Source organism: Gilliamella sp. X-57, assembly GCF_057063565.1.
Window position 1 is genome coordinate 39,931 of sequence record NZ_JBXSQI010000007.1, and the last position, 24,662, is coordinate 64,592.

Below are 24,662 nucleotides of genomic sequence, written 5' to 3' on the forward strand. Positions count from 1 at the left end.
ATTCATTTCACGATAACACAACAAACTAACGTTGATCGTCAATAGTCACACCAGCTGGTGGTGTAAACTTGAACTTGTCTAATGATACTTTACCTAATTTTTGTCGAGACAAATCATAAAAACTGCGTTGTCCATCTTCTTCAATTATCGTAAAATTTGAGATCATCCCAGTTGGTAAAACCGAAATAATAAAGTCTTGATTAGAACCATCGGTGGCTTTTAGTGTAAACGAATTTTGCTTACGTGTAACGTTATAAGCATTCCATATTGAATTATGACTATCAGTAATAAGTAACATTAAACGATTATCAACTGCTTTTTTTAAATCCATTACAGTTACTTGTTCAACAGCGGGCGTATAAACCCACATATTTTTTCCATCGGAAATAATTGATGTTACATCTGGCTCGTTCATGGTCCAATTGAAATAATAAGGTCTAGTCACCCATAAATCACCTTTACCCTGTTGAACGGGTTGATTATCGATAGTTTTTACATCTTGCGAAAACTGTGCATAAAACCCATCAATTTTATCTAGACGCTGTTGTAAAACTTCTTTATCGCCTGCCCAAGCTGTCCATGCACTAAACAATAATCCTACCAATAATAAAAATTTCTTCATGATAAATCCTTATGTCTGCCTATTTGTTAGCTAATAACTGTATTCTAATAAGCTAAATGTTGGTGAAAAATATTACCGTGTTTCGTTTTATGGGGAAAACTATTTTCTTTTTCACTTATTGATTAACGAGTATATAATACATTTCATATTGCAAAAACTAAATATAGTGTACCATGCCGAGTATGTCTTTTGAATTTACCACTGATGAGTTTAAGCCTTTAGCGGCAAGAATGCGTCCTCGCACCTTGTCAGAATATATAGGGCAAACCCATTTATTAGGGAAAGGAAAACCATTGCCCAGAGCTATTGAAGCGGGTAATTTGCACTCAATGATTCTTTGGGGACCACCTGGCACCGGCAAAACAACATTAGCTGAAATTATTGCTCATCATGCCAATGCAAAAGTTGAACGAGTGTCTGCCGTTACATCTGGTATAAAAGACATTCGCGAAGCGATTGAACGCGCTAAAATTAATCAACAAGCCGGCATTCGCACTATTTTATTTGTTGACGAAGTTCATCGCTTTAACAAAAGCCAACAAGATGCTTTTTTACCCTATGTTGAAAACGGTACCATAACATTTATTGGCGCTACGACCGAAAACCCATCATTTGAACTCAATTCCGCCTTACTATCGCGCGCACGAGTTTATCTGCTAAAATCATTAACCAACTACGAGATTGAACAAATTTTACAACAGGCAATGGATGATCCCGACCGTGGTTACGGTAACCGAGATATTCTTTTGCCCGAAGAAACCAAAAAACAGATTGCTGAATTTGTAGGAGGGGATGCAAGGCGTGCACTTAATACACTTGAATTATTGGTTGATATGTCTGATGGTCATGCGCTTACACCAGAATTACTCAAAGAGGTAATGGGGGAACGCAGCGCTAGGTTTGATAATCAAGGAGACCGTTTTTACGATTTAATTTCAGCAGTCCACAAATCGATTCGGGGTTCAGCACCCGATGCCGCACTTTATTGGTATGCAAGGATTATTTCAGCTGGTGGTGATCCGCTTTATGTAGCACGTCGATTATTAGCGATAGCCTCAGAAGATGTCGGCAATGCCGATCCAAGAGCAATGCAAGTAGCACTAGCCGCGTGGGATTGTTTTACGCGCGTAGGTCCTGCTGAAGGTGAACGCGCAATTGCCCAAGCGATTGTTTATTTGGCTTGTGCACCAAAAAGTAATGCCGTTTATCTTGCGTTTAAGCAAGCAATGAGTGATGCCCAATCTAAATCAGATTACGATGTACCCGAACATTTACGTAATGCACCAACTAACTTAATGAAAAATTTAGGGTATGGAGCGGAATATCGTTATGCTCATAATGAGCCTAATGCTTTTGCTGCTGGAGAAAATTACTTTCCACCAGAAATGGCCAATACAAAATACTACCACCCTACAACACGTGGTGCTGAAAAGAATTATGCTGATAAATTAGCATGGATAGATGAACAAAACAGCATTAGCTCAGTTCAGCGTTACAAATCTAAAAAAAATAGCTAATTTTGTGGTGTGTTTGGGTTTATCTCCTTTCATCTATTGCACCACCTTTTCTTGAATATTTAATATCTCTAATACATGTATTGATAAATATTTGTAAAAATTTTCAAAAGATCTTAACTAATTATTTAATAGAAAATAACTATTATTTTTGCAATAATCAATTCATATATACTGTTTAGGTTAATTTTTTCATTTTATCAAATGCAAATTTTAAATAAAAATTTAAGGCGATATGTAATGAATAATTTTAAGTAGAAACAAAATAATATTAAGTAGAAAAGAGTAGTATGAGTAAAATTATAACCCAAAAAAATTTAAATAGAATTGTAACTGGGCTAAGCCCATTCATTTTTAGTACAATGAGTTACGCAAACCTAACAGCCAAAACCACTAAAGAAATTCAAGGAACAGCGCCATTATTATCACCGATTATTGAGCAACATATAGAAGAATTATCGTTATTTGGACTTAACGTTGGTGGCAAAAATTATTATGGCAACGAGATCGCTCAAATTCCCATATCACCGGCTTATCCGTTTAAAAATCAAATTAAAATAGCGCCAATTCAACAACCTAATACAGAACAATATTTAGATATTGACGGTGATGAATTAGGGTATCTTGTTACACAAACATCACCGAAAATGGTTTGGTATTATACAAATGATAAAAATCAATTGGTGGAATTTATACCGAAAAACTTCGATACCTTTTGTTCTTTAGCAAAAGAAGGAAAATTTGGTCCATATAAGATAAAAATATCAAGTGATTTAATTTTAACTTCTAAGTATGGTATTCCGTTTACTAATCAATACCCAAATGAGAGAGTTACCAAACAACCATCGATGACTTATACAATAATTTCTGATTCAGGAATCTGTTACGCAAGACCAGAGCTAGAGCCTGTAGAGGCAACGGCAAGTAAAGCAAATCAATGGGTTGAAAACAAAGGGTTTTTAGTTCAATCTACAGTTGACCCAAGTAAAAATTTTCCAACAACGGCTTTTTATGGTGCTAAATTTGACCTTTTATTAGCTAGACCTGGGCTTGCTAAGAATTATGATTGGACTCTCGTGAAAGGGAGTGAACTTGTCACTATTTCTAATAATTCCGATGTAGTCACTGTCAAATTTAATACTCGTCAAGCAATGGACACAGGTATTGCTTGGCGAAATGTTATCAAGTCTGAAAATGGATATACTGTTATCATTCAAGGAAAAAATAAAAACACAGGCAATATTATTCAATACTCATTCGCCATTACTAAATGGTTTACTGATTGGGATAAAAAAATGATTGGTTTACCTCAAGCTAGCAAAGGAAGTATAGAAGATATTATTGCAGGATGCAGATCATTAGATGGTCATTATCGTATAGGTTATGCAAATGAAGTAAGTAATGCAGTACTTGGTAAACAAGATTCTGTAATTTTCACTCGAGAGATAGGCACATTATTAGGTGAATGGGGATATACTTCTCAAGAGGCTTACCCGAATTCTTGGGCGGCAAAAATTACTGGTAAAAAGCAGCAAAATCGTACTTATCAACGAGTCTGGGTATATGATACAGTTATGCAAAGCTATTGCGACTTACATCCTTATAACGCTAAGTATCATTGCCGGACAGAAAAAGAGGGTAAAAATGCTGTCTGTATTGCTATTAAATAAATACTATTAATTTAATATTCTAGAACATTTACTCGATAGTATATAGCGCTTTGTCGACATATGATATTAATCGGCGTCGTTATAAATAGTGTCATCTTGTAGAGGATACTTCAGCAAAAAAGTTATGTTACTTTGTGACTGAGTAGTATAATATTGATTTCAAGTATAAAAGAACATCGCCAAAAAATGAACAATTCTTATTGTTCTAAGTATAAAAAGAATTTTCTAAAATTAAGAGGCATCTTAATCATTTTTGGATTTCCTAATGATTAAAAAGTGTTAATTAAAAAAATTAACACTTTTTATCTTAATATTAATTCCCAACAAAAAAAGTTTTAACCGATCAAATTAAGTGTCATTGATATATATGATTAATTGTCCATATGGAAATTGATCAAATTAAATGATTTGTTTATATCAAATAAAGCGCCTATGCTAGACAAACTTCTATCTAAATTCTAAATCAAAAATCTTGATTAAAGTCACAATGATTGTTTTTAAATAAAGATAATAAATAATGGAATAATAATGAATATAGCTAAAAAATATGTTAAAACAATCACATGTACAATATCCTTATTGCACTTTACAACAAGTTATGCCGTTTTATCAACACAAACCTCCAATATGATTGAAGGAACTAAACCCAAATTATCTATCACTGTTGAAAAACATATTGATGACTTAAATCTTTTTGGCTTAGCTATTGATGAAAAAAATTATTATGGCGATGAAGTGAGCCGTGCTCCATTTTCTACTGCTTATCCGTTTAAAAACCATATTAAAATAGCCACTTTAAAACAACCTAATGATGAGCAATACGTTGATCTTGAGGGTGATGAGTTAGATTCGCTTGTCACAAAACAAAAAGCAGAAATGATTTGGTATTATACAAATTCATCAAACCAATTAGTCGAATTTATGCCAGCAGATAATGAAACTTTTTGCTCATTAGCACAAAAAGGGCAATTAGGGCCTTATAAAATAAAAATATCTGCTGATTTAATATTATTATCAAAATATGGCATTCCCAATTCTAACGAATATCCCAATGAAAATATCGTCACGCATCCATCTAAAATTTATACTGTATTAGAAGACTCAGGCATTTGTTATGCAAAACCTGAGCTTGCGCCTTCACAAGCAGAAGCAAGTGCAAAAGATCAATGGAACAAAAACTATGGATTCTTAACTCAGTCTAATATTGACGCTAGTACAAACTTTCCAACCACGGCTTTTTATGGTGCTCAATTTGATCTTTTATTAGCTCAAAAAGGGCTTGCTCAACATTATGTGTGGAAAGTTGTACAGGGTGATAAACTTGTCACTATTTCTAGTAATGCCGATATTGTTACTGTGATGTTTAATACAGCAGAGGCAATGAATACCGGCACAGCATGGCAGCATATTATGGGCTCAAATAATGGATATACAGTTATCATTCAAGGAAAAAATAAAATTACAGACAGAATTATTCAATACCCATTTACTATTACCAAATGGTTCAGCGGTTGGGATAAAAATTTAATAGGTCAATCAATGGCCAATAGGGGAAGTGCTGAACAAATAGTTTCTGGATGTGGAGAATTAGATGGTAATTATCGTGTAAGTTATGCCGATGAAGTAAGTAATGCTCCAATGGGTAACTCAGCAAGATACACTCGGGAAATAGGTACATTATTAGGCGAATGGGGCGATCCAAATCAAAAAGCTTATCCCGGTTCCTGGGCGGCTGGACCTAGACAGAATAATTCTTTTAGACGTATTTGGCTGTATGACACTGTTGAACAAAAATACTGTGATTTACACACTTACAATGCGGTATATCATTGCCGAGGAGAAACTGAACACAAAAATGGTATTTGTACTTCTGTTAAATAAAACTTTTAATTAAACGTATCCAAAAGATCTACATTAATAATATGTAGATCTTTATAATTCTACTAATTTTTATTTTATATTTTTGAATTATCTTCTTTTATTGATGCATAAAGCAATGCTCTCCTTGTTTGCACGAAAGCTAGAAACCTTGGAAATAAATAATCATAAAATATTAATTATCGTCTAAGCCAAACAAATCAAATCTTTAACCAGTAACAAGGAACGTTATAAAACCATCAGATTAACGTTAAAAAATCTTCTGAATATAAAACATTAAAACAGACAGGGTATGTACTTAACTGTTTACTGTTTAGGTTATATTTTTGTAAAAAATATTCAGGATTCTATACCGTTTCGTGAACCATTGAGAATTGCAGTCTCTATTTGTTAAAACGTATGATAACCATCGTATCAATCAAAACATTTACAAAATCTCCCCTGCTCATAAACGAATGGGAAAGCCGAAAGCGATAGCAACTTTAATAAAGATATGGTGTTCGTTTTTTAGGTTATATTTTTGTAAAAAATATTCAGGATTCTATACCGTTTCGTGAACCATTGGGAATTGCAGTCTCTATTTGTTAAAACGTATGATAACTATCATATCAATCAAAACATTTACAAAATCTCCCCTGCTCATAAACGAATAGGAAAGCCGAAAGCGATAGCAACTTTAATAAAGATATGGTGTTCGTTTTTTAGGTTATATTTTTGTAAAAAATATTCAGGATTCTATACCGTTTCGTGAACCATTGGGAATTGCAGTCTCTATTTGTTAAAACGTTGGATAAGCATCAGTTAGGATTCAAAGGATAAAAATAAAAGTTTAAGCAATTTATTCTCTTTATAATAGGGTTAACCGCATTGCACAATTATGGTGAAAACGCCTTATAAGTTTTTAGAGGGTTATTGTAATTACTAAGTATAAGCAACTCAGCATTTTCCTACAAATAAGGCTTGATTTTAGTTAATAAATTAATATTGCTGATTAATAAACACACTATATATAGTAATAAATTAATTAATAGGTACTATATATTGTATATTTTGATAATTATCAATTATTATAGCTAACAATAAATTTTACAATTTGAGTCGATAGGAAGAATGAATAAATCAATATTAGTAACAAAACGAGATGGAAAAAAAGAGCCAATCAACCTTGATAAAATTCATCGGGTTATTGCGTGGGCGGCTGAGGGTTTAGAAAATGTTTCCGTTTCTCAAGTTGAATTGCGTTCACATATTCAATTTTACGACGGTATTCGCACATCGGATATTCATGAAACAATAATCCGTGCGGCTGCCGACCTTATTTCACAAGAAGCCCCTGATTATCAATATTTAGCAGCGCGTTTGGCCATTTTTCATTTACGTAAAAAAGCATATAACCAATTTACGCCTCCATCACTATACGAACATGTTAAAAAATTGGTCGACAGTGAACGTTACGATAAACATTTACTTGAAGATTATACCCAAGAAGAGTTTGATCAAATGGACAAAATGATTGACCATTGGCGAGATATGTCGTTTTCATATGCTGCGGTCAAACAGCTTGAAGGGAAGTATTTGGTACAAAATCGTGTTACTGGCGAGATTTATGAAAGCGCACAGTTTTTATATGTTTTAGTCGCAGCTTGTTTATTTGCTAACTATCCTAAAGAAACACGCCTTAACTATATTAAACGTTTTTATGATGCTGTTTCTACCTTTAAAATTTCATTGCCAACTCCTATTATGGCAGGTGTTCGTACGCCTACTCGCCAATTTAGTTCTTGTGTATTAATTGAATGTGATGATAGCTTAGATTCAATCAATGCAACAGCAAGTGCGATTGTAAAATATGTATCGCAACGCGCCGGAATTGGCATCAATGCGGGGAAAATTCGTGCTTTAGGCAGCTCAATTCGTGATGGTGAAGCTTTCCATACTGGCTGTATTCCATTTTATAAATACTTCCAAACAGCTGTTAAATCTTGTTCGCAAGGTGGTGTTCGAGGTGGCGCTGCAACCGTTTTTTATCCTCTTTGGCATTTAGAAGTCGAAAGTTTATTAGTTTTACGCAACAACCGTGGGGTTGAAGAAAACCGTGTTCGTCATCTCGATTATGGGGTACAAATCAACAAATTAATGTATCAACGGTTAATCAAAAACGAAAATATTACCCTATTTAGCCCATCAGATGTACCCGGACTTTATGAGGCTTTTTTTGCTGATCAAGATAAATTTGAAACGCTTTATCAGCAATATGAGCAAGATGTTAATATTCGCAAACGCGTGGTTAAAGCGGTTGAACTTTTTGCATTATTAATGCAAGAACGCGCATCAACGGGGCGTATTTATATCCAAAATGTCGATCACTGTAACATCCACAGTCCATTTAATGCTCAATTGGCGCCTGTTCATCAATCTAATTTATGCATGGAAATTGCGCTACCTACCAAGCCACTTAATAATGTCAATGATGAAAACGGGGAAATTGCACTTTGTACGTTGTCGGCCTTTAACCTTGGCAAAATCGAATCATTAGATGATTTTGAAGAGCTTGCTGACTTAACTGTACGTGCACTTGATTCACTACTCAATTACCAAAATTATCCAGTTCCTGCAGCTCGAAACTCTTCAATCAATCGTCGCACATTAGGCGTTGGCGTCATTAACTATGCTTATTATTTAGCAAAAAATGGCGTTAAATATTCTGATGGTAGTGCTAACAATTTAACGCATCGTACTTTTGAAGCCATGCAATATTACTTGCTAAAAGCCTCTAATAACCTTGCTAAAGAAAAGGGAGCATGCCCACTATTTAACGAAACAACCTATGCGCAAGGCATTTTACCAATCGATACTTACAAAAAAGATTTAGATACTATTACCAAAGAGCCTTTACATTATGATTGGGAATCACTACGAGAATCTATCAAAGCGTATGGGCTGCGTAATTCAACTTTATCGGCATTAATGCCATCAGAAACATCTTCACAAATATCCAATGCAACAAACGGCATAGAACCACCACGAGGGTTTATTAGTGTTAAAGCTTCGAAAGATGGTATCTTAAAGCAAGTTGTGCCAGATTATAATGGGCTAAAAAATTTCTATGAGCTACTTTGGCAAATTCCTAATAATACGGGGTATTTGCACTTAGTGGGAATTATGCAAAAATTTATTGACCAATCAATTTCGGCTAATACCAATTATGATCCGACTAAATTCCCAAATGATAAAGTTCCAATGAAACAATTATTGGCTGATTTATTAACTGCTTATAAGTTTGGCGTAAAAACACTTTATTATCACAATACCCGCGATGGTGCTGAAGATATTCAGGGTGATATAGCACTGACTAAAAACGATGATGGTTGCGAAGGTGGCGCTTGTAAGATTTAGCCATTGTTAAAACAAAAAATAGCTACACGCTAACACTTAGTTTTTATGGGGGGTAACAAGTCATTCCCCCATTTAATTTACCTTTTACACTGTCGGAAGGTAGCGGTAAAAGCAACGATAAATTAGTAGGAGTTCTTTTATGAGTATGAATTACAGTACTTTCTCGCATGTGCATAATGATCAACTCAAAGAACCGATGTTTCTTGGACAATCGGTAAATGTTGCACGTTATGATCAGCAAAAATATGAGATGTTTGAAAAGTTGATTGAAAAACAGCTCTCGTTTTTCTGGCGACCAGAAGAAGTTGATATATCACAAGATCGTATTGATTATTCACACCTTCCTGAACACGAAAAGCATATTTTTATTAGTAATTTAAAATATCAAACATTACTCGATTCCATTCAAGGACGTAGTCCCAATGTTGCATTACTGCCACTGATTTCAATTCCAGAACTTGAAACTTGGGTAGAAACCTGGTCGTTTTCAGAAACCATTCACTCACGTTCTTATACTCATATCATTCGCAATATTGTTAATGATCCATCGGTTGTGTTTGATGATATTGTCACCAATAAAGAAATTCAAAAACGCGCAGGTGATATTGCAGGTTATTACGATGACCTTATTAGCTATGCCAGTTACTATAATTTATTTGGTGAAGGCAAGCATACCATTAATAATCGCACCGTTTCCATTAATTTACGTGAGCTGAAAAAGAAACTTTATCTGTGCTTAATGAGCGTCAATGCGCTTGAAGCCATTCGCTTTTATGTCAGTTTTGCCTGCTCATTTGCCTTTGCTGAGCGTGAACTAATGGAAGGCAACGCAAAAATCATCAAACTGATTGCTCGTGATGAAGCTCTACATTTAACTGGCACACAGTTTATGATAAATACGCTGCGTAGTGGTGAAGATGATCCCGAAATGGCAGAAATTGCCAAAGAGTGCGAACAAGATTGTTATGATCTATTTTTACAAGCTGCCAATCAAGAAAAAGAGTGGGCCGAGTACCTGTTTGAGGGCGGTTCAATGATTGGTTTAAATAAAGATATATTATGCCAATATGTTGAGTATATTACTAATATCCGCATGCAAGCAGTCGGGCTAAAATTACCATTTGAAGTCAAATCCAATCCAATCCCATGGATTAATAACTGGTTAGTGTCTGATAATGTACAAGTTGCACCGCAAGAAGCTGAAATGAGCTCATATTTAGTCGGACAAATTGATGCTGAAATTAATGAAGATGATTTAAGTGATTTTACATTATAATTTTATACTCAAACGCATACTTTCCTGAAACTTTTTAACAAAAGGAACAAATTATTGTTCCTTTTTAATAAAGAATCAAAATGATAACCAACTGTTGCTTGATGGCAAAACTGAATGACACCAAGATATTTATTATCTTTATTTTGTAAATAGCCCACCGTAAGTATAAAACACGACAAAGAAAATAATGCTGCGCGTTTTATTGCCTTATATTTCATTGGTGTGATGCTATTGAAGCAAGCTTTCTGAAGATCACTGCATAAATGTATGTCAGTCACCGCGCTCGGTGTTGAATAATCATCCGAATAATCTAGCTTAATAGTAGTTAACACCACAACTTAAGCCAACAATAACGCCGCTGATGCAATATTAACAGATTAAATTATTTAAAGTTAATCTACTCATAGCTTATCTACCTTGGTCGGCACTACACATTGAAGCTTGCAAAATTTGCATCGTAAACGTTTTTTTTAAATAAAACCCGCGTGGACGCGTTAAAATAATTTGCCCATTTTCACCCACTGCTTCGGTCAAAGATTGCCCGTTGGCTGCTTTAGGTCTAATTTGTAAATAAGTGCCATATCGAGCCGTAATTTTTTCAACATGCCCTAGCGCTATCATATCCATTAACTCTTCCCAGTCCTGTTTTAGCTGTTGTTCTTGTTCTTGGGTTGGTGTCCATAAAATAGGTTTCCCCACTTTTCGATGTGAAAGTGGAATTGTTCTTTCTCCCTCTATTGGGATCCAAAGTACTTTGGCAAGCTTGTATTTAACATGGCTTGTTTCCCAAATAACACCATGATTAGCCATTAATGGCGTGACACTGACAAAGGTGGTTTCTAATGGTTTACCCTGCTTATCAACAGGAATCGTTTTTAGCTCTATACCAAGATTAGCAAAATCTTGCTCAGCTTTACTACCTGCATTTGCACCTAAAAACGTTTCAATAAGGTTACCTACCCAACCTTTTTGTTTGTTTAAGTTAGCGGGTATAGTGATGTTTAAGTATTGTGCTATTTCACCAAAAGAGTATCCAGCAACTAACTGTGCACGATTTAATAGCTCTTGCTCACTTTTCGGAATAGATAATATCATTACTGAGGAATTTAAATAGACTTATCAATAAATCAAACAGCCAAAAAAGCTTGGCTGCGAATAGCAAAATTTATATCAATTAACTGAATTTTTCAACCCAAGTAGCATAAGTATTAATAAATAATGATAAAAATTCTTTGCTTTTTTCGGTAATATTGCCTTGTTCATCAAAGGCAGTACTTACACCGCCAAAATAAGCTTCTGGTTGTTGTAATGTTGGCATATCTAAAAAGACTAAAGATTGTCGTAATTGATGATTTGCTCCAAATCCACCAATCGCACCAGGCGAAACCGAAATAATTGCAGCCGGTTTTTTTGACCAAATACTTTTACCATAAGGGCGAGAGCCCACATCTATTGCATTTTTGATAACCGCTGGCAAGCCACGATTATATTCAGGCGTTACAAAAATAGCACCTTGACATTCTGCTACTTCTTGACGGAAACGAGTATAAGAGGCAGGCGGGGTATCAGTATCAATATCTTCATTATATAAAGGTAAATCGCCAATTTGGATAATTTGTAACGAAAGTGATGGTGGTGCAATTTTCTGAAAAACTTTTGCCACTTTTAAGTTATAAGAGTCTTTACGTAAACTCCCTACTAATACAGCAATTTTTTTACTCATCTTAAATCTCCACGTAGTTTTAATAAGAGGCATTGAATATGCCTCTTATTATTGTCATTAATAATTATTTATTAATGTCCTGATGAGTCGACTTTTCGGCCGGCTTCAAATAAGAACCATGCACGCTGCTCAGTTTGATCTATCCACTCTTCGATTAAGCTTGCAGTAGCAGTATCATTATATTTATCACAGATATCATGGGCTACACGCATGCGTTCTGTTAGTCTCACGTTATCTTGGCAAAGTTCGGCAAGCATATCTGATGGTTCAACAAAATCAGCATTATTATCAGAAATACTTTGTAATTTAGCGATATGACCAATTGAACGTAGTGTTGTACCACCTAATTTACGGACACGTTCAGCAATTGGATCGGTCATTGCAAATAACTCATCACCATGATCATCTAACATTAAGTGGTAATCACGGAAATGAGGGCCACTCACATGCCAGTGGAAGTTTTTGGTTTTTAAATATAAAGCAAATACATCTGCTAAAACAGAATTCATTGCTCCAGAAATATCTTTTGATGCCTGTTGACCTAAATCAGTTGGAAACAAAATCGCTGCTTGTTGTAGTTTTTTAGCAGAAGTCGTACTTTTAGCCATGATATATTCTCCTTTAAATTGAATAATAAATACCCGTATTGACAAAATTACGCCAACTTAATGTTAATGTCCAATAAAAAAAGTTAATTTTTTACTATCATTGCTATTTCAGTAACCTATGATTCTTTTTTTCATTTCTTTTTATTTATTAATCTTTTTGAAATATTTTCTTTCAAAATAAAAGAAAATATTTCAGATTGTGATCTAGTTAAAAGTTTTTGCATTTCTTAGTTGATATTATCTGCTCGAAATTTAACGAAAATAGGAGGAAATATGATTGATGCTATTTCATTTGGAGCTGAATGGTTTATTGGTTTATTCCAAGAAGGAGGTAAAGTATTTGTTGGTATGGTAACGGGAATTTTACCATTATTAATTTCACTGCTTGTTGTAATGAATGCGGTAATTAAATTTATTGGGCAAGAGCGTATCGAGCGTTTAGCTCAAGCATGCGCCGGCAATCCTATCTCTCGATATCTTTTATTGCCATTAATAGGCACTTTTGTTTTTTGTAATCCAATGACATTAAGCTTAGGTCGTTTTATGCCAGAGTTTTATAAGCCAAGCTACTACGCTGCATCTTCTTATAGTTGCCATTCAATGAATGGATTATTCCCACATGTTAATCCAGGTGAACTATTTGTTTATTTAGGTATTGCAGCTGGTTTAACTAAATTAGGTCTGCCACTCGGCCCTCTTGCTGTGAGCTATTTTCTTGTTGGTTTAGTGACAAACTTTTTTAGAGGTTGGATTACTGACTTTTGTACCGCCATTTTTGAAAGAAAAATGGGGATTAAATTAGAAAGAAAAGTTCATTTATAAATAATCATAAGGAATATCAAAATGATTAAATTTATTCGAATTGAAAAAGGTGAAGCAGGTTGGGGCGGTCCATTAGAGCTTCCTGTGATTGAAGGTAAAAAGATTGTTTATATCGCTGCAGGAACAAAACCTGCTATCGTTGACATATTAGTCGAGTTAACAGGGTGGGAGGCAATTGATGGCTTTAAAGAAGGTGAACCACCTAAAGATGAAATTGGTGTGGCTGTGATTGACTGTGGTGGCACGTTACGTTGTGGTATCTATCCTAAAAATCGTGTTCCAACTATCAATATTCACGCAACGGGTAAATCAGGTCCACTTGCTCAATATATCGTTGAGGATATCTATGTTTCAGCGGTAAAACCCCACAATATTAAGTTGATAGAAAAAGAAGGTGATTTAGTAAGCGAAAATCCATCAGTAGTCAAAGAACTGCAAACCAATAATAAATCGTCTGAATTTAAAGATTATGACAGCAGTAAAAAAATTACTGAACAAAGTGACGGATTACTAGCAAAAATTGGTATTGGTATGGGATCTGGGGTTGCCGTTTTTTTCCAAGCTGGCCGTGACACTATTGATACGGTACTTAAAACAATACTTCCTTTTATGGCGTTTGTATCTGCAATTATTGGAATTATTATTGCATCAGGCTTGGGTAACTTTATTGCTCATGGTTTAGTTCCGCTAGCAAATAACCCAATTGGACTTATCATTTTAGCCTTAATCTGCTCTTTCCCATTACTTTCACCATTTTTAGGGCCAGGTGCGGTTATTGCGCAAGTAATTGGAACGCTAGTTGGGGTGCAAATTGGTCTTGGTAATATTCCTCCCCATTTAGCATTGCCAGCATTGTTTGCAATTAATGCGCAAGCCGCATGTGACTTTATTCCTGTTGGTTTATCGCTTGCTGAAGCGAAACAAGACACAGTACGTGTCGGTGTTCCCTCCGTGCTTGTTGGTCGCTTTTTAACTGGTGCGCCAACGGTATTAATTGCTTGGGCTGTTTCACTATTTATATATCAGTAACCATTTCAAATTGTTAAGAGGGGTAAATGATGTCAAAGACTATCTATCAATCACAAATTAATTCTATTGGAGAGTTTGCCCAAGAAGCTTTAGCCGATGGCATGTTAATCCTATTTAAGGATGGTGCGCCATCAGACTTAGCAGATTACTGTTTTGTTCATAGCCATGATGATTTTCAGCTAGAACTACAAGTAGGACAAGCACTTCAATTAGGTAATCAAAGTTATCTCATCACTTCGGTTGGTGAAGTTGCTAATGCTAATTTTCGTGAATTAGGGCACATCACATTAAAGTTTGATGGTAACTGTGAGGCAGAGCTACCTGGAACTGTTCACCTAGAGGGGCAATGCCCAACTCAGCTTTCAGTTGGTGATGAAATTAAAATTTTAAATCGATGAGGAATATAAAAATGAAACAAGTTGCAGTCATTATTGGTGGGGGACAAACCCTAGGAGAATTCTTATGTAATGGTATTGCTGATGCGGGCTATCATGTTGTTGTTGCTGATTTGAATATGGACAATGCCAATAAAGTCGCCGACGCAATTAATCAAAAGCATGGTGAGGGGACGGCAAAAGGATTTGGTGTTGATGCTACAAATGAAGAAAGTGTGCTGCAATTAGCGCAAGATGTTGATAATGTGTTTAAACGTGTTGATTTAATGGTGTATAGCGCAGGCGTTGCAAAAGCAGCACCTATTACCCATTTTGCATTGAATGATTTTCAGTTATCTGTTAATGTTAACCTCACTGGTTATTTTTTATGTGCACGTGAATTTGCCAAATTAATGATCAAATACAATACGCAAGGTCGAATTATTCAAATTAATTCAAAATCAGGGAAAGTGGGCAGTAAACATAATTCAGGATACAGTGCCGCCAAATTTGGTGGGGTCGGGTTAACACAATCTTTAGCTTTAGATCTTGCCGATCATGGTATTACCGTTAACTCATTGATGCTGGGTAATTTGCTTAAATCACCCATGTTCCAATCATTATTACCTCAATATGCAAAGAAACTGGGTATCCCAGAAAGTCAAGTTGAACAAGTCTATATTGATAAAGTACCACTCAAGCGTGGTTGCGATTACCAAGATGTACTTAATGTATTGCTATTTTATGCAAGTGATAAAGCTTCTTATTGTACTGGGCAATCAATCAACATTACTGGTGGACAAGTGATGTTCTAGATAACACATAGGATGCGAAAATTTTGTAAAAAATTTTCGCACTTTTAATCTTATTAAACTTAACATGGAGTGCCTATATGAATATGACCACCTCTTTAATTGTTATCGCACTTATTGCTTGGTGTATTCAAATCATATTTAGTTGGCATCAGATTCGTCGTTTTAATCAAGCTTTTTTAGCGATGAAAAAAGGGGCTTATTTAGGGATTGGCCGTAGCCAAACAAAGCGATTTAGACCAAGAGTATTAATTGCTATTTCATTAGATGAACACCAAATTGTTATCGATTCAGTATTAATGAAAGGCATCACTGTGTTTGCTTTACCAAAACCCATTGCTCAATTACATGGTTTATCTATCGCTGATATTATTCCTGCAAATATTTTCCCAAATGATCCTGTTAGTCAAAGTGCATTGACTGTAGCGTTAACCACAAATAAAAAATAATTAACTTTTATTTTGAAAAATATTCCCTTTTATTGTGAAATAATATATTTTAAAGTGATTTTACGTATGATGCGCGCCGATAATGGTAATGGGATTTAATTGTGAAAGTGAAGCAACGACAAACAGCGATTCTGGAATATCTACAAAAAAATGGGCAAATCAGCGTAGAAGAGTTGGCCGAGCATTTTAAAACAACAGGGACAACCATTCGTAAAGATCTCACCCAACTGCATGAAAGTGGTTTAGTTTTGCGTACATACGGCGGAGCAATGCTAAATCGAGAGGTTGGCGATAGAGCCATAGATCATAAAACTTATATTAACACGGCACAAAAAAAAGCCATAGCAGAAGAAGCCGCTAAACTAATTCATGAGGGCGACTCAATTATTTTTGATGCAGGAAGCACGGTTGCGCAAATGATCCCCATGTTAGCAAGGTTTAATAATTTAACGATTATGACCAATAGTTTGCATATGGTCAATGAGCTGGTTGCTAATGATAATGATCAAACGATTATTTTAACGGGAGGAACGTTTCGTCGAAAATCGGCCTCCTTCCATAGTAATAACGCTTTAGCCATCGCGGCATTTGAATCTTATACTTTCGATAAGCTATTTATGGGCGCTGATGGGGTGGATTTGATCGGTGGCGTGACAACTTTTAACGAAAGTTATCATGGCAGTGTAGCTATGAGCAAAGCTGCTGCTAAGTTAATTTTATTAGTTGACTCCTCAAAATTTGGTCGCCGTAGCCCCAATGTTGTTTGTGATTTAAGTGCTGTCGATACGATCATTACTGATGATAATTTAGATAATAAATATTATGATGCACTGACCCAAAAAGGCATTAAAGTTATTAAAGTAAAGACCAACGAAACATAAATAAAGTCGATTTTTTCATAGAAATTTAACTATTTTTGAGGTTGGTTAAGAATTTAATCTGCATAATAATTATATTTTTATCTTTAGGAAAGCACTATGTTGTTTACACTTTATCATTAAATAATCCACTTAAAACTCATAAGATGTTTTTACTTAAATTGCTTAACTTTTTGTTTTATTTAATTTTTTAAAATTCGGATATTTGCTGATTATGCTATACCGCCATTAAAGTGCGTTTCATATTTTCTGCAATCCTGTTTATTTAAGCAAAAATAGGTTTCGTAAATTTTGGCTTATGCGATAGTTATCACATTTAACTTTCATCTTAATAAATCTTAACAAAACGTGTTTTTTTGCTTTCAAGCAATGTTAATTTTTGTTTATAATTTACTTTGCTCTTTTCGTGATGTAGTGCCCTTTGTATATTTCAGGTGTTTATAGCATGATTTTTACAGGACTATTCATAAAAAAGGTGGGTAAACTATCAAAATTTATCTGGCAAATTAATTTGATTACATAAAAATAAATTAAGCTGAATAAGGCTTATATATGGAAATGGGTAATAGTAATGATGGAACGAAAAGTCACATCTTTTGAACAATTAACAAAACGAACATCAACAGCATTATTGGGCTTAATGGTCTCAACAAAAGCTATTGCGCTATCGGCAACGACCACTAACATTATACAGGGGAGTGCACCTTATTTAAGTATGGATGGTGGTGTAACCAAGGCAATGAGTGACGAAGGTTTGCTCGGTATAAAATTCCCAGATGGCAGCTTGTATATTGCTCCGGGTGCAAATACTGATTTATATCCTAACGCAAAGATAGATAATTCAAGCTTTAACACTCCTATAACATTACCCAGCGAAACCAAAACCTTTGCTGATATTCAAACATTAGTGCCATTAGTGGGTAATAGTCATTATCCTCGAATTGAACTGAATAATTTAATTGCTGAACCCTATAATTATTGGGGAGATACCGATGGTGATGGAAATGCCAGCGCGACAGGTAGCCTAACAGTTGCATGGAAAAACGCCAATAATAAAGATATTACAGCCGAAATTAAAGCCAACCCGAATAAATTATTAACGGCTTGTGATGTGCCTTATCAACTGACCATTACGGCAACTAAGGGTAGCTTATCAACCGAGTATGGCGTGCCACAAACCAGCACTTTTAATGATATCAGACACACTTATTATCTTGGAGTTAAGACAGACAAACCAGCAGCCTGTTATGCCTCCCCTAATATTCTATATTCGGGGGGAATTCGACATGACGACCGTATGAATGGTCCTAATTGGGTGTCATTTGTGGGATTTAAAGTGAATGATGCCGATAAGCCCAGTGATAACTTCCCGACAACTGGGGCAGATGGTTTACACTTTTTCTTAATATTATCAGGCATAACGCCAGAACAGATTATTGCCGCAAATGGTGCTACTGTTAGTGCGGAGAGTGGGCATGGCGTTACTTTGTCCCTCTCTGCTGACAAGGTAAATTGGGATCCGACATGGGGGAGAGCAGATGAAGAACGCTGGAATGCAAGACCGATAGATGTTAGAAGCGGTCTAAAGATAAAGCTAAAAGGGCCAACGCTTGATTCAAAAGATAAGCGTTTTTCGCCTTCGGTATTTAAGCTTTACGCAGATAGTAGCCATACTAAATTACTTTATAGCTTTAAGATAGAGCGTTGGTATATAAATAATCCAGTCATTCTAAAAAATCGGCATTTGGAATATAACCCGATGACATATGAGCAAGCTATACAGTTTTGTCAAGGGTTAGGTAGTCATTATCGTCTCCCCGATGTTAATGATTACACTAATAACAATGAACCGTGGCTCGGTTGGACTGGTGGTCTACCAGAGTTGGGTGATTTTTACGGATATCAACGACGCTTAAGTTTTAAGCGTGGCAACCGTTGGGTAGGGGGATTATTTAATGAATGGGGGCGTATGGCTAGTTCATATCCATGGAGCAATGAAGAGGATACCCTACAAGAAGGAGATTATGCTGTTCCTTGGGAGATAAGTGGTAGCTCTTCCGATGGATTTTGGACGGCTTCCCTGCGCGAGCCTAATAAACATTTTACCGTTTACGCAATCGATGGTGGTATATGGTCTTATGATGATTCTGGACGCAATGTACAAGCAGCATGTGTCAGTCCTTAAAGGTGATGATGTGTTAGATGTGCGATTATGTTAATTCTGTCACCAGTCATTAAAACAGTGATGATTAGCCACTTATCAAAAGATAGGTGGCATTGAGTGAAGGTCAATTAAAATAGCAATCTTGCGCGAATGGTGGCAGCTACATTCTTTTCTATATCTTTTATCTATCAAGCAATTCCTCGGGTTTATTTGAAAATACCTTTATACATATGGGAATTATTTGCTTTATTGTTTGTCTTTTAATTCTCCATGCAGTTTAGGGAAAATTGCAGTATTGGGTTCTTTGGTATTTTTAAAAGCAGCTAGCTTAACTTTCATCTTAATAAACTCTAATAAACGTTAATAAATCTTAATAAAACATGTTTTTTTGCTTTCAAGCAATGTTAATTTTTGTTTATAATTTACTTTGCTCCTTTCGTGATGTAGTGCCCTTTGTATATTTCAGGTGTTTATAGCATGATTTTTACAGGACTATTCATAAAAAAGGTGGGTAAACTATCAAAATTTATCTGGCAAATTAATTTGATTACATAAAAATAAATTAAGCTGAATAAGGCTTATATATGGAAATGGATAATAGTAATGATGGAACGAAAAGTCACATCTTTTGAACAATTAACAAAACGAACATCAACAGCATTATTGGGCTTAATGGTCTCAACAAAAGCTATTGCGTTATCGGCAACGACCACCAACATTATACAGGGGAGTGCACCTTATTTAAGTATGGATGGTGGCGTAACCAAGGCAATGAGTGACGAAGGTTTGCTCGGTATAAAATTCCCGGATGGCAGCTTGTATATTGCTCCGGGTGCAAATACTGATTTATATCCTAATGCAAAGATAGATAATTCAAGCTTTAACACTCCCATAACATTACCCAGCGAAGCCAAAACCTTTGCTGATATTCAAACATTAGTGCCATTAGTGGGTAATAGTCATTATCCTCGAATTGAACTGAATAATTTAATTGCTGAACCCTATAATTATTGGGGAGATACCGATGGTGATGGAAATGCCAGCGCGACAGGTAGCTTAACAGTTGCATGGAAAAACGCCGATAATAAAGATATTACAGCCGAAATTAAAACTAATCCGAATAAATTATTAACGGCTTGTGATGTGCCTTATCAACTGACCATTACGGCAACTAAGGGTAGCTTATCAACCGAGTATGGCGTGCCACAAACCAGCACTTTTAATGATATCAGCCACACTTATTATCTTGGAGCTAAGACAGACAAACCAGCAGCCTGTTATGCCTCCCCTAATATTCTATATTCGGGGGGGAATTCGATATGACGACCGTATGAATGGTCCTAATTGGGTGTCATTTGTGGGATTTAAAGTGAATGATGCCGATAAGCCCAGCGATAACTTCCCGACAACTGGGACAGATGGTTTACACTTTTTCTTAATATTGTCAGGCATAACGCCAGAACAGATTATTGCCGCAAATGGTGCTACTGTTAGTGCGGAGAGTGGGCATGGCGTCACCTTGTCCCTCTCTGCTGACAAGGTAAATTGGGATGCGACATGGGGGGGAGCAGATAAAGAACGCTGGAATGCAAGACCGATAGATGTTAGAAGCGGTCTAAAGATAAAGCTAAAAGGGCCAACGCTCGATTCAAAAGATAAGCGTTTTTCGCCTTCGGTATTTAAGCTTTACGCAGATAGTAGCCATACCAATTTACTTTATAGCTTTAAGATAGAGCGTTGGTATATAAATAATCCTCCTTCTATAGAAGGTATAGATGATTATAAAGGGATGACATATGAGCAAGCCATACAGTTTTGTCAAGGGTTAGGTAGTCATTATCGTCTCCCCGATGTTAATGATTACACTAATCACAATGATCCGTGGCTCGGTTGGACTGGTGGTCTACCAGAATTGGATGATTTTTACGCATATCAACGACGCTTAAGTTTTAAGCTTGGCAACCGTTGGGTAGGGGGATTATTTAGTGAATGGGGGCGTATGATTAGTGGATATCCTTTTGAAGATGAGGAGACAGTTCTGCAAAATGGTGAATACGCTGTTAGTTGGGCATCTCCTAGCAGTTTTCCTGAATATTTGACGGCTTCTCTGACAAATATGCCTAATAAACATTTTACCGTTAGCTTAATCGAGGGTGGTATACGGTATTATGATGATTCATGGGACTATGCACCAGTAGCATGTGTCAGCCCTTAAAGGTGATGATGTGTTAGATTAGCGATTATATTAATTCCACCGCTAGTTTAAATTAGTAATGATTAGCCACTTATCAAAAGATAGGTGGCATTGAGTGAATGTCAATTAAAATAGCAATCTTGCGCGAATGGTACCAGACACTTTTTTTAATCTATCAAGCAATTCTTCGGCTTTATTTGCATTTACTCTATCGATATCAATAACAACATAACCAATTTTTGCGTCGGTTTGTAAATATTGTGCTGAAATATTAAGCCCTTGTTCTGCAAATAAAGTATTGATAGCGGTTAATACACCAGGCTGATTATGGTGAATATTAATAAAGCGACTTGAACCTTTGGCTGGAATAGGTAACGAGGCTTCAGGGAAGTTAACCGCCGAAAGAGTTGCGCCAGTATCTGAATATTTTGCAAGTTTTGTGGCAACTTCAATTCCTATGTTTTCTTGCGCCTCGCTAGTTGAGCCGCCAATATGCGGTGTAATAATCACGTTATCAAATTGACATAATGGTGATTCAAAAGGATCATTGTTACTGGCTGGTTCTGTTGGAAAGACATCAATAGCCGCGCCACTGAGTTTGTTGGCTTTGAGGGCTTGAGTTAATGCATCAAGATCAATCACTTTACCGCGCGAAGCATTAATTAAAATTGCGTCTTGCTTCATTGCATCAATTTCGTTGTTACTTATCATTTTGATCGTGGTTGCATTTTCGGGGACATGCATTGAAACAATATCGCTTGTCGCCAGTAATTCTTTCATTGATGAAACTTGCTTAGCATTACCTAACGGTAATTTGGTTTCAATATCGTAAAAATAAACATTCATGCCTAGTGATTCAGCTAAAATGCTTAATTGACTACCAATATGTCCATAACCAATAATACCTAAATTTTTACCTCGTGCTTCGTGCGAACCCGTGGCAATTTTGTTCCATTTGCCTTGGTGCGCTTTAGCATTCGCTTCGGGCACGCGGCGCAATAATAAAATCGCTTCAGCTAGCACCAGTTCTGCAACAGATCGTGTATTAGAAAATGGTGCATTAAACACTGGGATACCTTTCACTGTGGCAGCATCCAAATCAACTTGATTAGTACCAATACAAAAGCAGCCAATTCCTGCAAGTTTTGGAGCTGCATCAATAATATCTTTGGTTAAATGTGTTCTGGAACGAATACCAATAAAGCGAACATCTTGCAGGGCTTGTTTCAGTTCTGCTGGTGATAATGCACTTTTATGATATTCAATATTGGTAAAACCAGCTGATTTTAATATTTCAATGGCACTAGGATGAACGCCTTCAAGTAATAAAAACTTGTTTTCATCTTTGGTTAAAGCCTGAATAGCCATTATTTCCTCTCTTTCTTTCCGTATACAAATTGGTATTTACTGTGGTATACCGTTATAAATTTGCTCTAATATATGATTTTACCTAAGCTCTTTCACACCCGTGCTACATCCGACAAGCGCAATATCAGCCCCTTTATTGGCAAATAATCCCACCGTTACCACACCCGCAATATTATTGATTCGATTTTCTAATTCTATGGGATTGGCGATGATAAGATCATGGACATCTAAAATCACATTACCATTATCCGTGACTACGCCTTGACGATAGATGGGTTTACCACCTAGTTTAAATAGTTCGCGAGCAACATAAGAACGCGCCATCGGGATCACTTCAATAGGTAATGGAAACTTACCTAACACATCAACAACTTTTGATTCATCAACAATACAAATAAATTGTTTGGCAATGGCTGAAACAATTTTTTCACGTGTTAAGGCCGCACCACCGCCTTTAATCATTTGTAAATGATGATTGATTTCATCGGCACCATCGACATAAACATCTAAACTATCGACCTCATTACAATCAAGAACTGGAATCCCATAGCTTTTTAATTTTTGTGTGGATGCTTCTGAGCTTGAAACTGTGCCTTTGATCTGATCTTTTATTGTGGCTAATGCATCAATAAAATACGCTGCCGTTGAACCTGTTCCTACGCCGACATAAGCATCAGGTTTGATAAATTTTAATGCTGACCAGCCTACAGCCTTTTTTAATTCGTCTTGTGTCATGGTATCACCCTATTTTGAGGATAATTTTTCTTAAAAAAATAAAATTTTGAAAGCAAAATGATTGAAGATATGGCATAGTACCCAATTGGAAAGTAAAAATCATTAGGATTTTAAGAAAATATATCAACTTTTGATATGTTGAAAACTTATTGCGATATTAAAGTAGTTTGAATATTCAAACAATGATCAAATCATTAGTGTAGAGATTATGAAGCGTCCAGATTATAGAGCATTACAAGCATTAGATGCAGTGATAAAAGAACGAGGATTTGAACGGGCAGCAGATAAACTGTGTATTACACAACCTGCGGTATCGCAACGCATTAAGCAGTTAGAAAGTTTTTTTGGTCAGCAATTGTTGGTTAGAACTATTCCCCCCAAAGCCACTAAGCAAGGTGAGCATCTTTTAGGATTATTGCACCAAGTTGAGTTATTAGAACAACAATGGTTGGGTGATAATGAACAAAACTCAACGCCATTGTCATTATCTGTTGCAATCAACGCCGATTCTTTAGCGACTTGGCTATTACCTGCGTTAAAACCCGTTTTAGATAAAAATATCTTACGTTTTGATATACAGGTAAAAGACGAAGAACATACCTTAGAACTGCTCCGTTTAGGTACAGTGGTTGCGGCAATTAGTATTCAAGCTAATCCTTTACCTGGTTGTTTATCTGATGTGTTAGGCGCGTTAGATTATATTTTTGTGGCTTCGCCTGATTTTGCTAAAAAGTACTTCCCACATGGTGTGAATCGCTCATCTTTACTAAAAGCGCCTGCTGTTGCGTTTGACCATTTAGATGATATGCATCAGGCTTTTTTGCAAGAAAATTTCAATCTTACCCCAGGTAGTGTGATTTGCCATATTACCAGTTCATCCGAGGCTTTTGTGCAATTAGCTAAACAAGGTTCAGCTTGTTGTATGCTGCCAAAGTTACAGGTTGAACAAGAGTTAAAAAACGGTGAGTTGGTTAATTTAACAGAAGGGTTATATCAAAGGCGTATGCTATATTGGCATCGTTTTGCGCCAGAAAGTAGCGTAATGCAAACTATTTCTGAAACTTTAATTGATTATGCCCAAAATACATTATCACAACCTTAAGCTTTGGAGCACAAATAATAGATAATTAGATGGTTTTATACTAAAACG

21 protein-coding genes are annotated in these 24,662 nt (G+C 35.9%); 15 read left to right on the top strand and 6 right to left on the bottom strand.

Annotated elements, in window-relative coordinates; all coding sequences use genetic code 11:
* Positions 1–25 precede the first annotated feature (25 nt).
* On the bottom strand, positions 26–622 hold the full coding sequence (gene lolA, locus ACYIAL_RS04765) for an outer membrane lipoprotein periplasmic chaperone LolA (RefSeq protein WP_160430249.1): 597 nt from the start codon (positions 620–622) through the stop codon (positions 26–28).
* 173 nt (positions 623–795) lie between these two features.
* Here lolA and ACYIAL_RS04770 point away from each other — a divergent pair, with 173 nt between their 5' ends.
* From ACYIAL_RS04770 to nrdB, 5 genes are all read left to right on the top strand, one after another.
* Positions 796–2,139 carry a replication-associated recombination protein A gene (locus tag ACYIAL_RS04770; RefSeq protein WP_483751114.1) on the top strand — a complete coding sequence of 448 codons (1,344 nt, stop codon included), beginning with the start codon at positions 796–798 and terminating at the stop codon, positions 2,137–2,139.
* A 287-nt stretch (positions 2,140–2,426) separates the two neighbouring features.
* The gene (locus tag ACYIAL_RS04775) at positions 2,427–3,806 is read left to right on the top strand and encodes a hypothetical protein (protein ID WP_483746923.1); all 1,380 of its coding nucleotides are present in this window, start codon (positions 2,427–2,429) and stop codon (positions 3,804–3,806) included.
* Positions 3,807–4,334: 528 nt separating this feature from the next.
* Positions 4,335–5,687 (top strand): hypothetical protein, encoded by a 1,353-nt coding sequence (locus tag ACYIAL_RS04780; protein WP_483751115.1) that lies wholly within the window; start codon positions 4,335–4,337, stop codon positions 5,685–5,687.
* Between the two features lie 1,107 nt (positions 5,688–6,794).
* Complete coding sequence (nrdA, locus tag ACYIAL_RS04785) at positions 6,795–9,080, top strand: class 1a ribonucleoside-diphosphate reductase subunit alpha (RefSeq protein ID WP_483751116.1); 2,286 nt, start codon at positions 6,795–6,797, stop codon at positions 9,078–9,080.
* A gap of 145 nt (positions 9,081–9,225) precedes the next feature.
* Positions 9,226–10,356: a class Ia ribonucleoside-diphosphate reductase subunit beta gene (nrdB, locus tag ACYIAL_RS04790; protein ID WP_483751126.1), complete on the top strand. Its 1,131-nt coding sequence runs from the start codon at positions 9,226–9,228 to the stop codon at positions 10,354–10,356.
* Positions 10,357–10,764: 408 nt separating this feature from the next.
* Here nrdB and mutH read toward each other — a convergent pair whose 3' ends face one another.
* The 3 genes from mutH to ACYIAL_RS04805 form a co-directional block, all read right to left on the bottom strand.
* Positions 10,765–11,451: a DNA mismatch repair endonuclease MutH gene (gene mutH, locus ACYIAL_RS04795; RefSeq protein WP_483751117.1), complete on the bottom strand. Its 687-nt coding sequence runs from the start codon at positions 11,449–11,451 to the stop codon at positions 10,765–10,767.
* Between the two features lie 79 nt (positions 11,452–11,530).
* Entirely contained in the window at positions 11,531–12,079 is a 549-nt protein-coding gene (locus ACYIAL_RS04800) for an NADPH-dependent FMN reductase (protein WP_483746919.1), read from the bottom strand.
* Between the two features lie 71 nt (positions 12,080–12,150).
* The gene (locus ACYIAL_RS04805) at positions 12,151–12,687 is read right to left on the bottom strand and encodes a Dps family protein (protein WP_160430242.1); all 537 of its coding nucleotides are present in this window, start codon (positions 12,685–12,687) and stop codon (positions 12,151–12,153) included.
* A gap of 273 nt (positions 12,688–12,960) precedes the next feature.
* Here ACYIAL_RS04805 and srlA point away from each other — a divergent pair, with 273 nt between their 5' ends.
* From srlA to ACYIAL_RS04850, 9 genes are all read left to right on the top strand, one after another.
* Complete coding sequence (gene srlA, locus ACYIAL_RS04810; RefSeq protein WP_085247674.1) at positions 12,961–13,509, top strand: PTS glucitol/sorbitol transporter subunit IIC; 549 nt, start codon at positions 12,961–12,963, stop codon at positions 13,507–13,509.
* A gap of 21 nt (positions 13,510–13,530) precedes the next feature.
* Entirely contained in the window at positions 13,531–14,538 is a 1,008-nt protein-coding gene (gene srlE / locus ACYIAL_RS04815) for a PTS glucitol/sorbitol transporter subunit IIB (RefSeq protein WP_160430240.1), read from the top strand.
* 29 nt (positions 14,539–14,567) lie between these two features.
* Positions 14,568–14,936: a PTS glucitol/sorbitol transporter subunit IIA gene (locus tag ACYIAL_RS04820; RefSeq protein ID WP_160430239.1), complete on the top strand. Its 369-nt coding sequence runs from the start codon at positions 14,568–14,570 to the stop codon at positions 14,934–14,936.
* A gap of 11 nt (positions 14,937–14,947) precedes the next feature.
* Positions 14,948–15,727 carry a sorbitol-6-phosphate dehydrogenase gene (gene srlD / locus ACYIAL_RS04825; protein ID WP_160430238.1) on the top strand — a complete coding sequence of 260 codons (780 nt, stop codon included), beginning with the start codon at positions 14,948–14,950 and terminating at the stop codon, positions 15,725–15,727.
* A gap of 77 nt (positions 15,728–15,804) precedes the next feature.
* Positions 15,805–16,173: a transcriptional regulator GutM gene (locus ACYIAL_RS04830; RefSeq protein ID WP_483751118.1), complete on the top strand. Its 369-nt coding sequence runs from the start codon at positions 15,805–15,807 to the stop codon at positions 16,171–16,173.
* 101 nt (positions 16,174–16,274) lie between these two features.
* A complete protein-coding gene (gene srlR / locus ACYIAL_RS04835) occupies positions 16,275–17,054 on the top strand; it encodes a glucitol operon DNA-binding transcriptional repressor SrlR (protein ID WP_065638531.1) in 780 nt (259 codons plus the stop codon).
* Positions 17,055–17,622: 568 nt separating this feature from the next.
* Positions 17,623–19,236: a PH domain-containing protein gene (locus ACYIAL_RS04840; RefSeq protein WP_483751119.1), complete on the top strand. Its 1,614-nt coding sequence runs from the start codon at positions 17,623–17,625 to the stop codon at positions 19,234–19,236.
* Positions 19,237–19,818: 582 nt separating this feature from the next.
* On the top strand, positions 19,819–20,538 hold the full coding sequence (locus ACYIAL_RS04845) for a hypothetical protein (RefSeq protein ID WP_483751120.1): 720 nt from the start codon (positions 19,819–19,821) through the stop codon (positions 20,536–20,538).
* Positions 20,539–20,545: 7 nt separating this feature from the next.
* Positions 20,546–21,430 (top strand): hypothetical protein, encoded by an 885-nt coding sequence (locus tag ACYIAL_RS04850; protein WP_483751121.1) that lies wholly within the window; start codon positions 20,546–20,548, stop codon positions 21,428–21,430.
* A gap of 105 nt (positions 21,431–21,535) precedes the next feature.
* On the opposite strand, the gene serA is transcribed toward ACYIAL_RS04850, so the two are convergent.
* Both serA and rpiA read right to left on the bottom strand, forming a co-directional pair.
* A complete protein-coding gene (gene serA, locus ACYIAL_RS04855) occupies positions 21,536–22,777 on the bottom strand; it encodes a phosphoglycerate dehydrogenase (protein WP_174797063.1) in 1,242 nt (413 codons plus the stop codon).
* Positions 22,778–22,855: 78 nt separating this feature from the next.
* The gene (gene rpiA / locus ACYIAL_RS04860) at positions 22,856–23,512 is read right to left on the bottom strand and encodes a ribose-5-phosphate isomerase RpiA (RefSeq protein WP_483746915.1); all 657 of its coding nucleotides are present in this window, start codon (positions 23,510–23,512) and stop codon (positions 22,856–22,858) included.
* A gap of 208 nt (positions 23,513–23,720) precedes the next feature.
* Between rpiA and ACYIAL_RS04865 the strand changes: the two genes are divergently transcribed.
* A complete protein-coding gene (locus ACYIAL_RS04865) occupies positions 23,721–24,614 on the top strand; it encodes a LysR family transcriptional regulator ArgP (RefSeq protein ID WP_174797065.1) in 894 nt (297 codons plus the stop codon).
* Positions 24,615–24,662 lie beyond the last annotated feature (48 nt).

Coding starts and splice junctions, on each gene's coding strand:
- ACYIAL_RS04770 (WP_483751114.1), top strand. CDS start 796: ATGCCGAGTATGTCTTTTGAATTTACCACTGATGAGTTTAAGCCTTTA.
- serA (WP_174797063.1), bottom strand. CDS start 22,777: ATGGCTATTCAGGCTTTAACCAAAGATGAAAACAAGTTTTTATTACTT.
- nrdA (WP_483751116.1), top strand. CDS start 6,795: ATGAATAAATCAATATTAGTAACAAAACGAGATGGAAAAAAAGAGCCA.
- ACYIAL_RS04780 (WP_483751115.1), top strand. CDS start 4,335: ATGAATATAGCTAAAAAATATGTTAAAACAATCACATGTACAATATCC.
- srlA (WP_085247674.1), top strand. CDS start 12,961: ATGATTGATGCTATTTCATTTGGAGCTGAATGGTTTATTGGTTTATTC.
- ACYIAL_RS04845 (WP_483751120.1), top strand. CDS start 19,819: ATGATGGAACGAAAAGTCACATCTTTTGAACAATTAACAAAACGAACA.
- ACYIAL_RS04805 (WP_160430242.1), bottom strand. CDS start 12,687: ATGGCTAAAAGTACGACTTCTGCTAAAAAACTACAACAAGCAGCGATT.
- ACYIAL_RS04865 (WP_174797065.1), top strand. CDS start 23,721: ATGAAGCGTCCAGATTATAGAGCATTACAAGCATTAGATGCAGTGATA.
- ACYIAL_RS04850 (WP_483751121.1), top strand. CDS start 20,546: ATGAATGGTCCTAATTGGGTGTCATTTGTGGGATTTAAAGTGAATGAT.
- srlE (WP_160430240.1), top strand. CDS start 13,531: ATGATTAAATTTATTCGAATTGAAAAAGGTGAAGCAGGTTGGGGCGGT.
- lolA (WP_160430249.1), bottom strand. CDS start 622: ATGAAGAAATTTTTATTATTGGTAGGATTATTGTTTAGTGCATGGACA.
- mutH (WP_483751117.1), bottom strand. CDS start 11,451: ATGATATTATCTATTCCGAAAAGTGAGCAAGAGCTATTAAATCGTGCA.
- rpiA (WP_483746915.1), bottom strand. CDS start 23,512: ATGACACAAGACGAATTAAAAAAGGCTGTAGGCTGGTCAGCATTAAAA.
- srlD (WP_160430238.1), top strand. CDS start 14,948: ATGAAACAAGTTGCAGTCATTATTGGTGGGGGACAAACCCTAGGAGAA.
- ACYIAL_RS04800 (WP_483746919.1), bottom strand. CDS start 12,079: ATGAGTAAAAAAATTGCTGTATTAGTAGGGAGTTTACGTAAAGACTCT.
- nrdB (WP_483751126.1), top strand. CDS start 9,226: ATGAATTACAGTACTTTCTCGCATGTGCATAATGATCAACTCAAAGAA.
- ACYIAL_RS04830 (WP_483751118.1), top strand. CDS start 15,805: ATGAATATGACCACCTCTTTAATTGTTATCGCACTTATTGCTTGGTGT.
- ACYIAL_RS04775 (WP_483746923.1), top strand. CDS start 2,427: ATGAGTAAAATTATAACCCAAAAAAATTTAAATAGAATTGTAACTGGG.
- ACYIAL_RS04840 (WP_483751119.1), top strand. CDS start 17,623: ATGATGGAACGAAAAGTCACATCTTTTGAACAATTAACAAAACGAACA.
- ACYIAL_RS04820 (WP_160430239.1), top strand. CDS start 14,568: ATGTCAAAGACTATCTATCAATCACAAATTAATTCTATTGGAGAGTTT.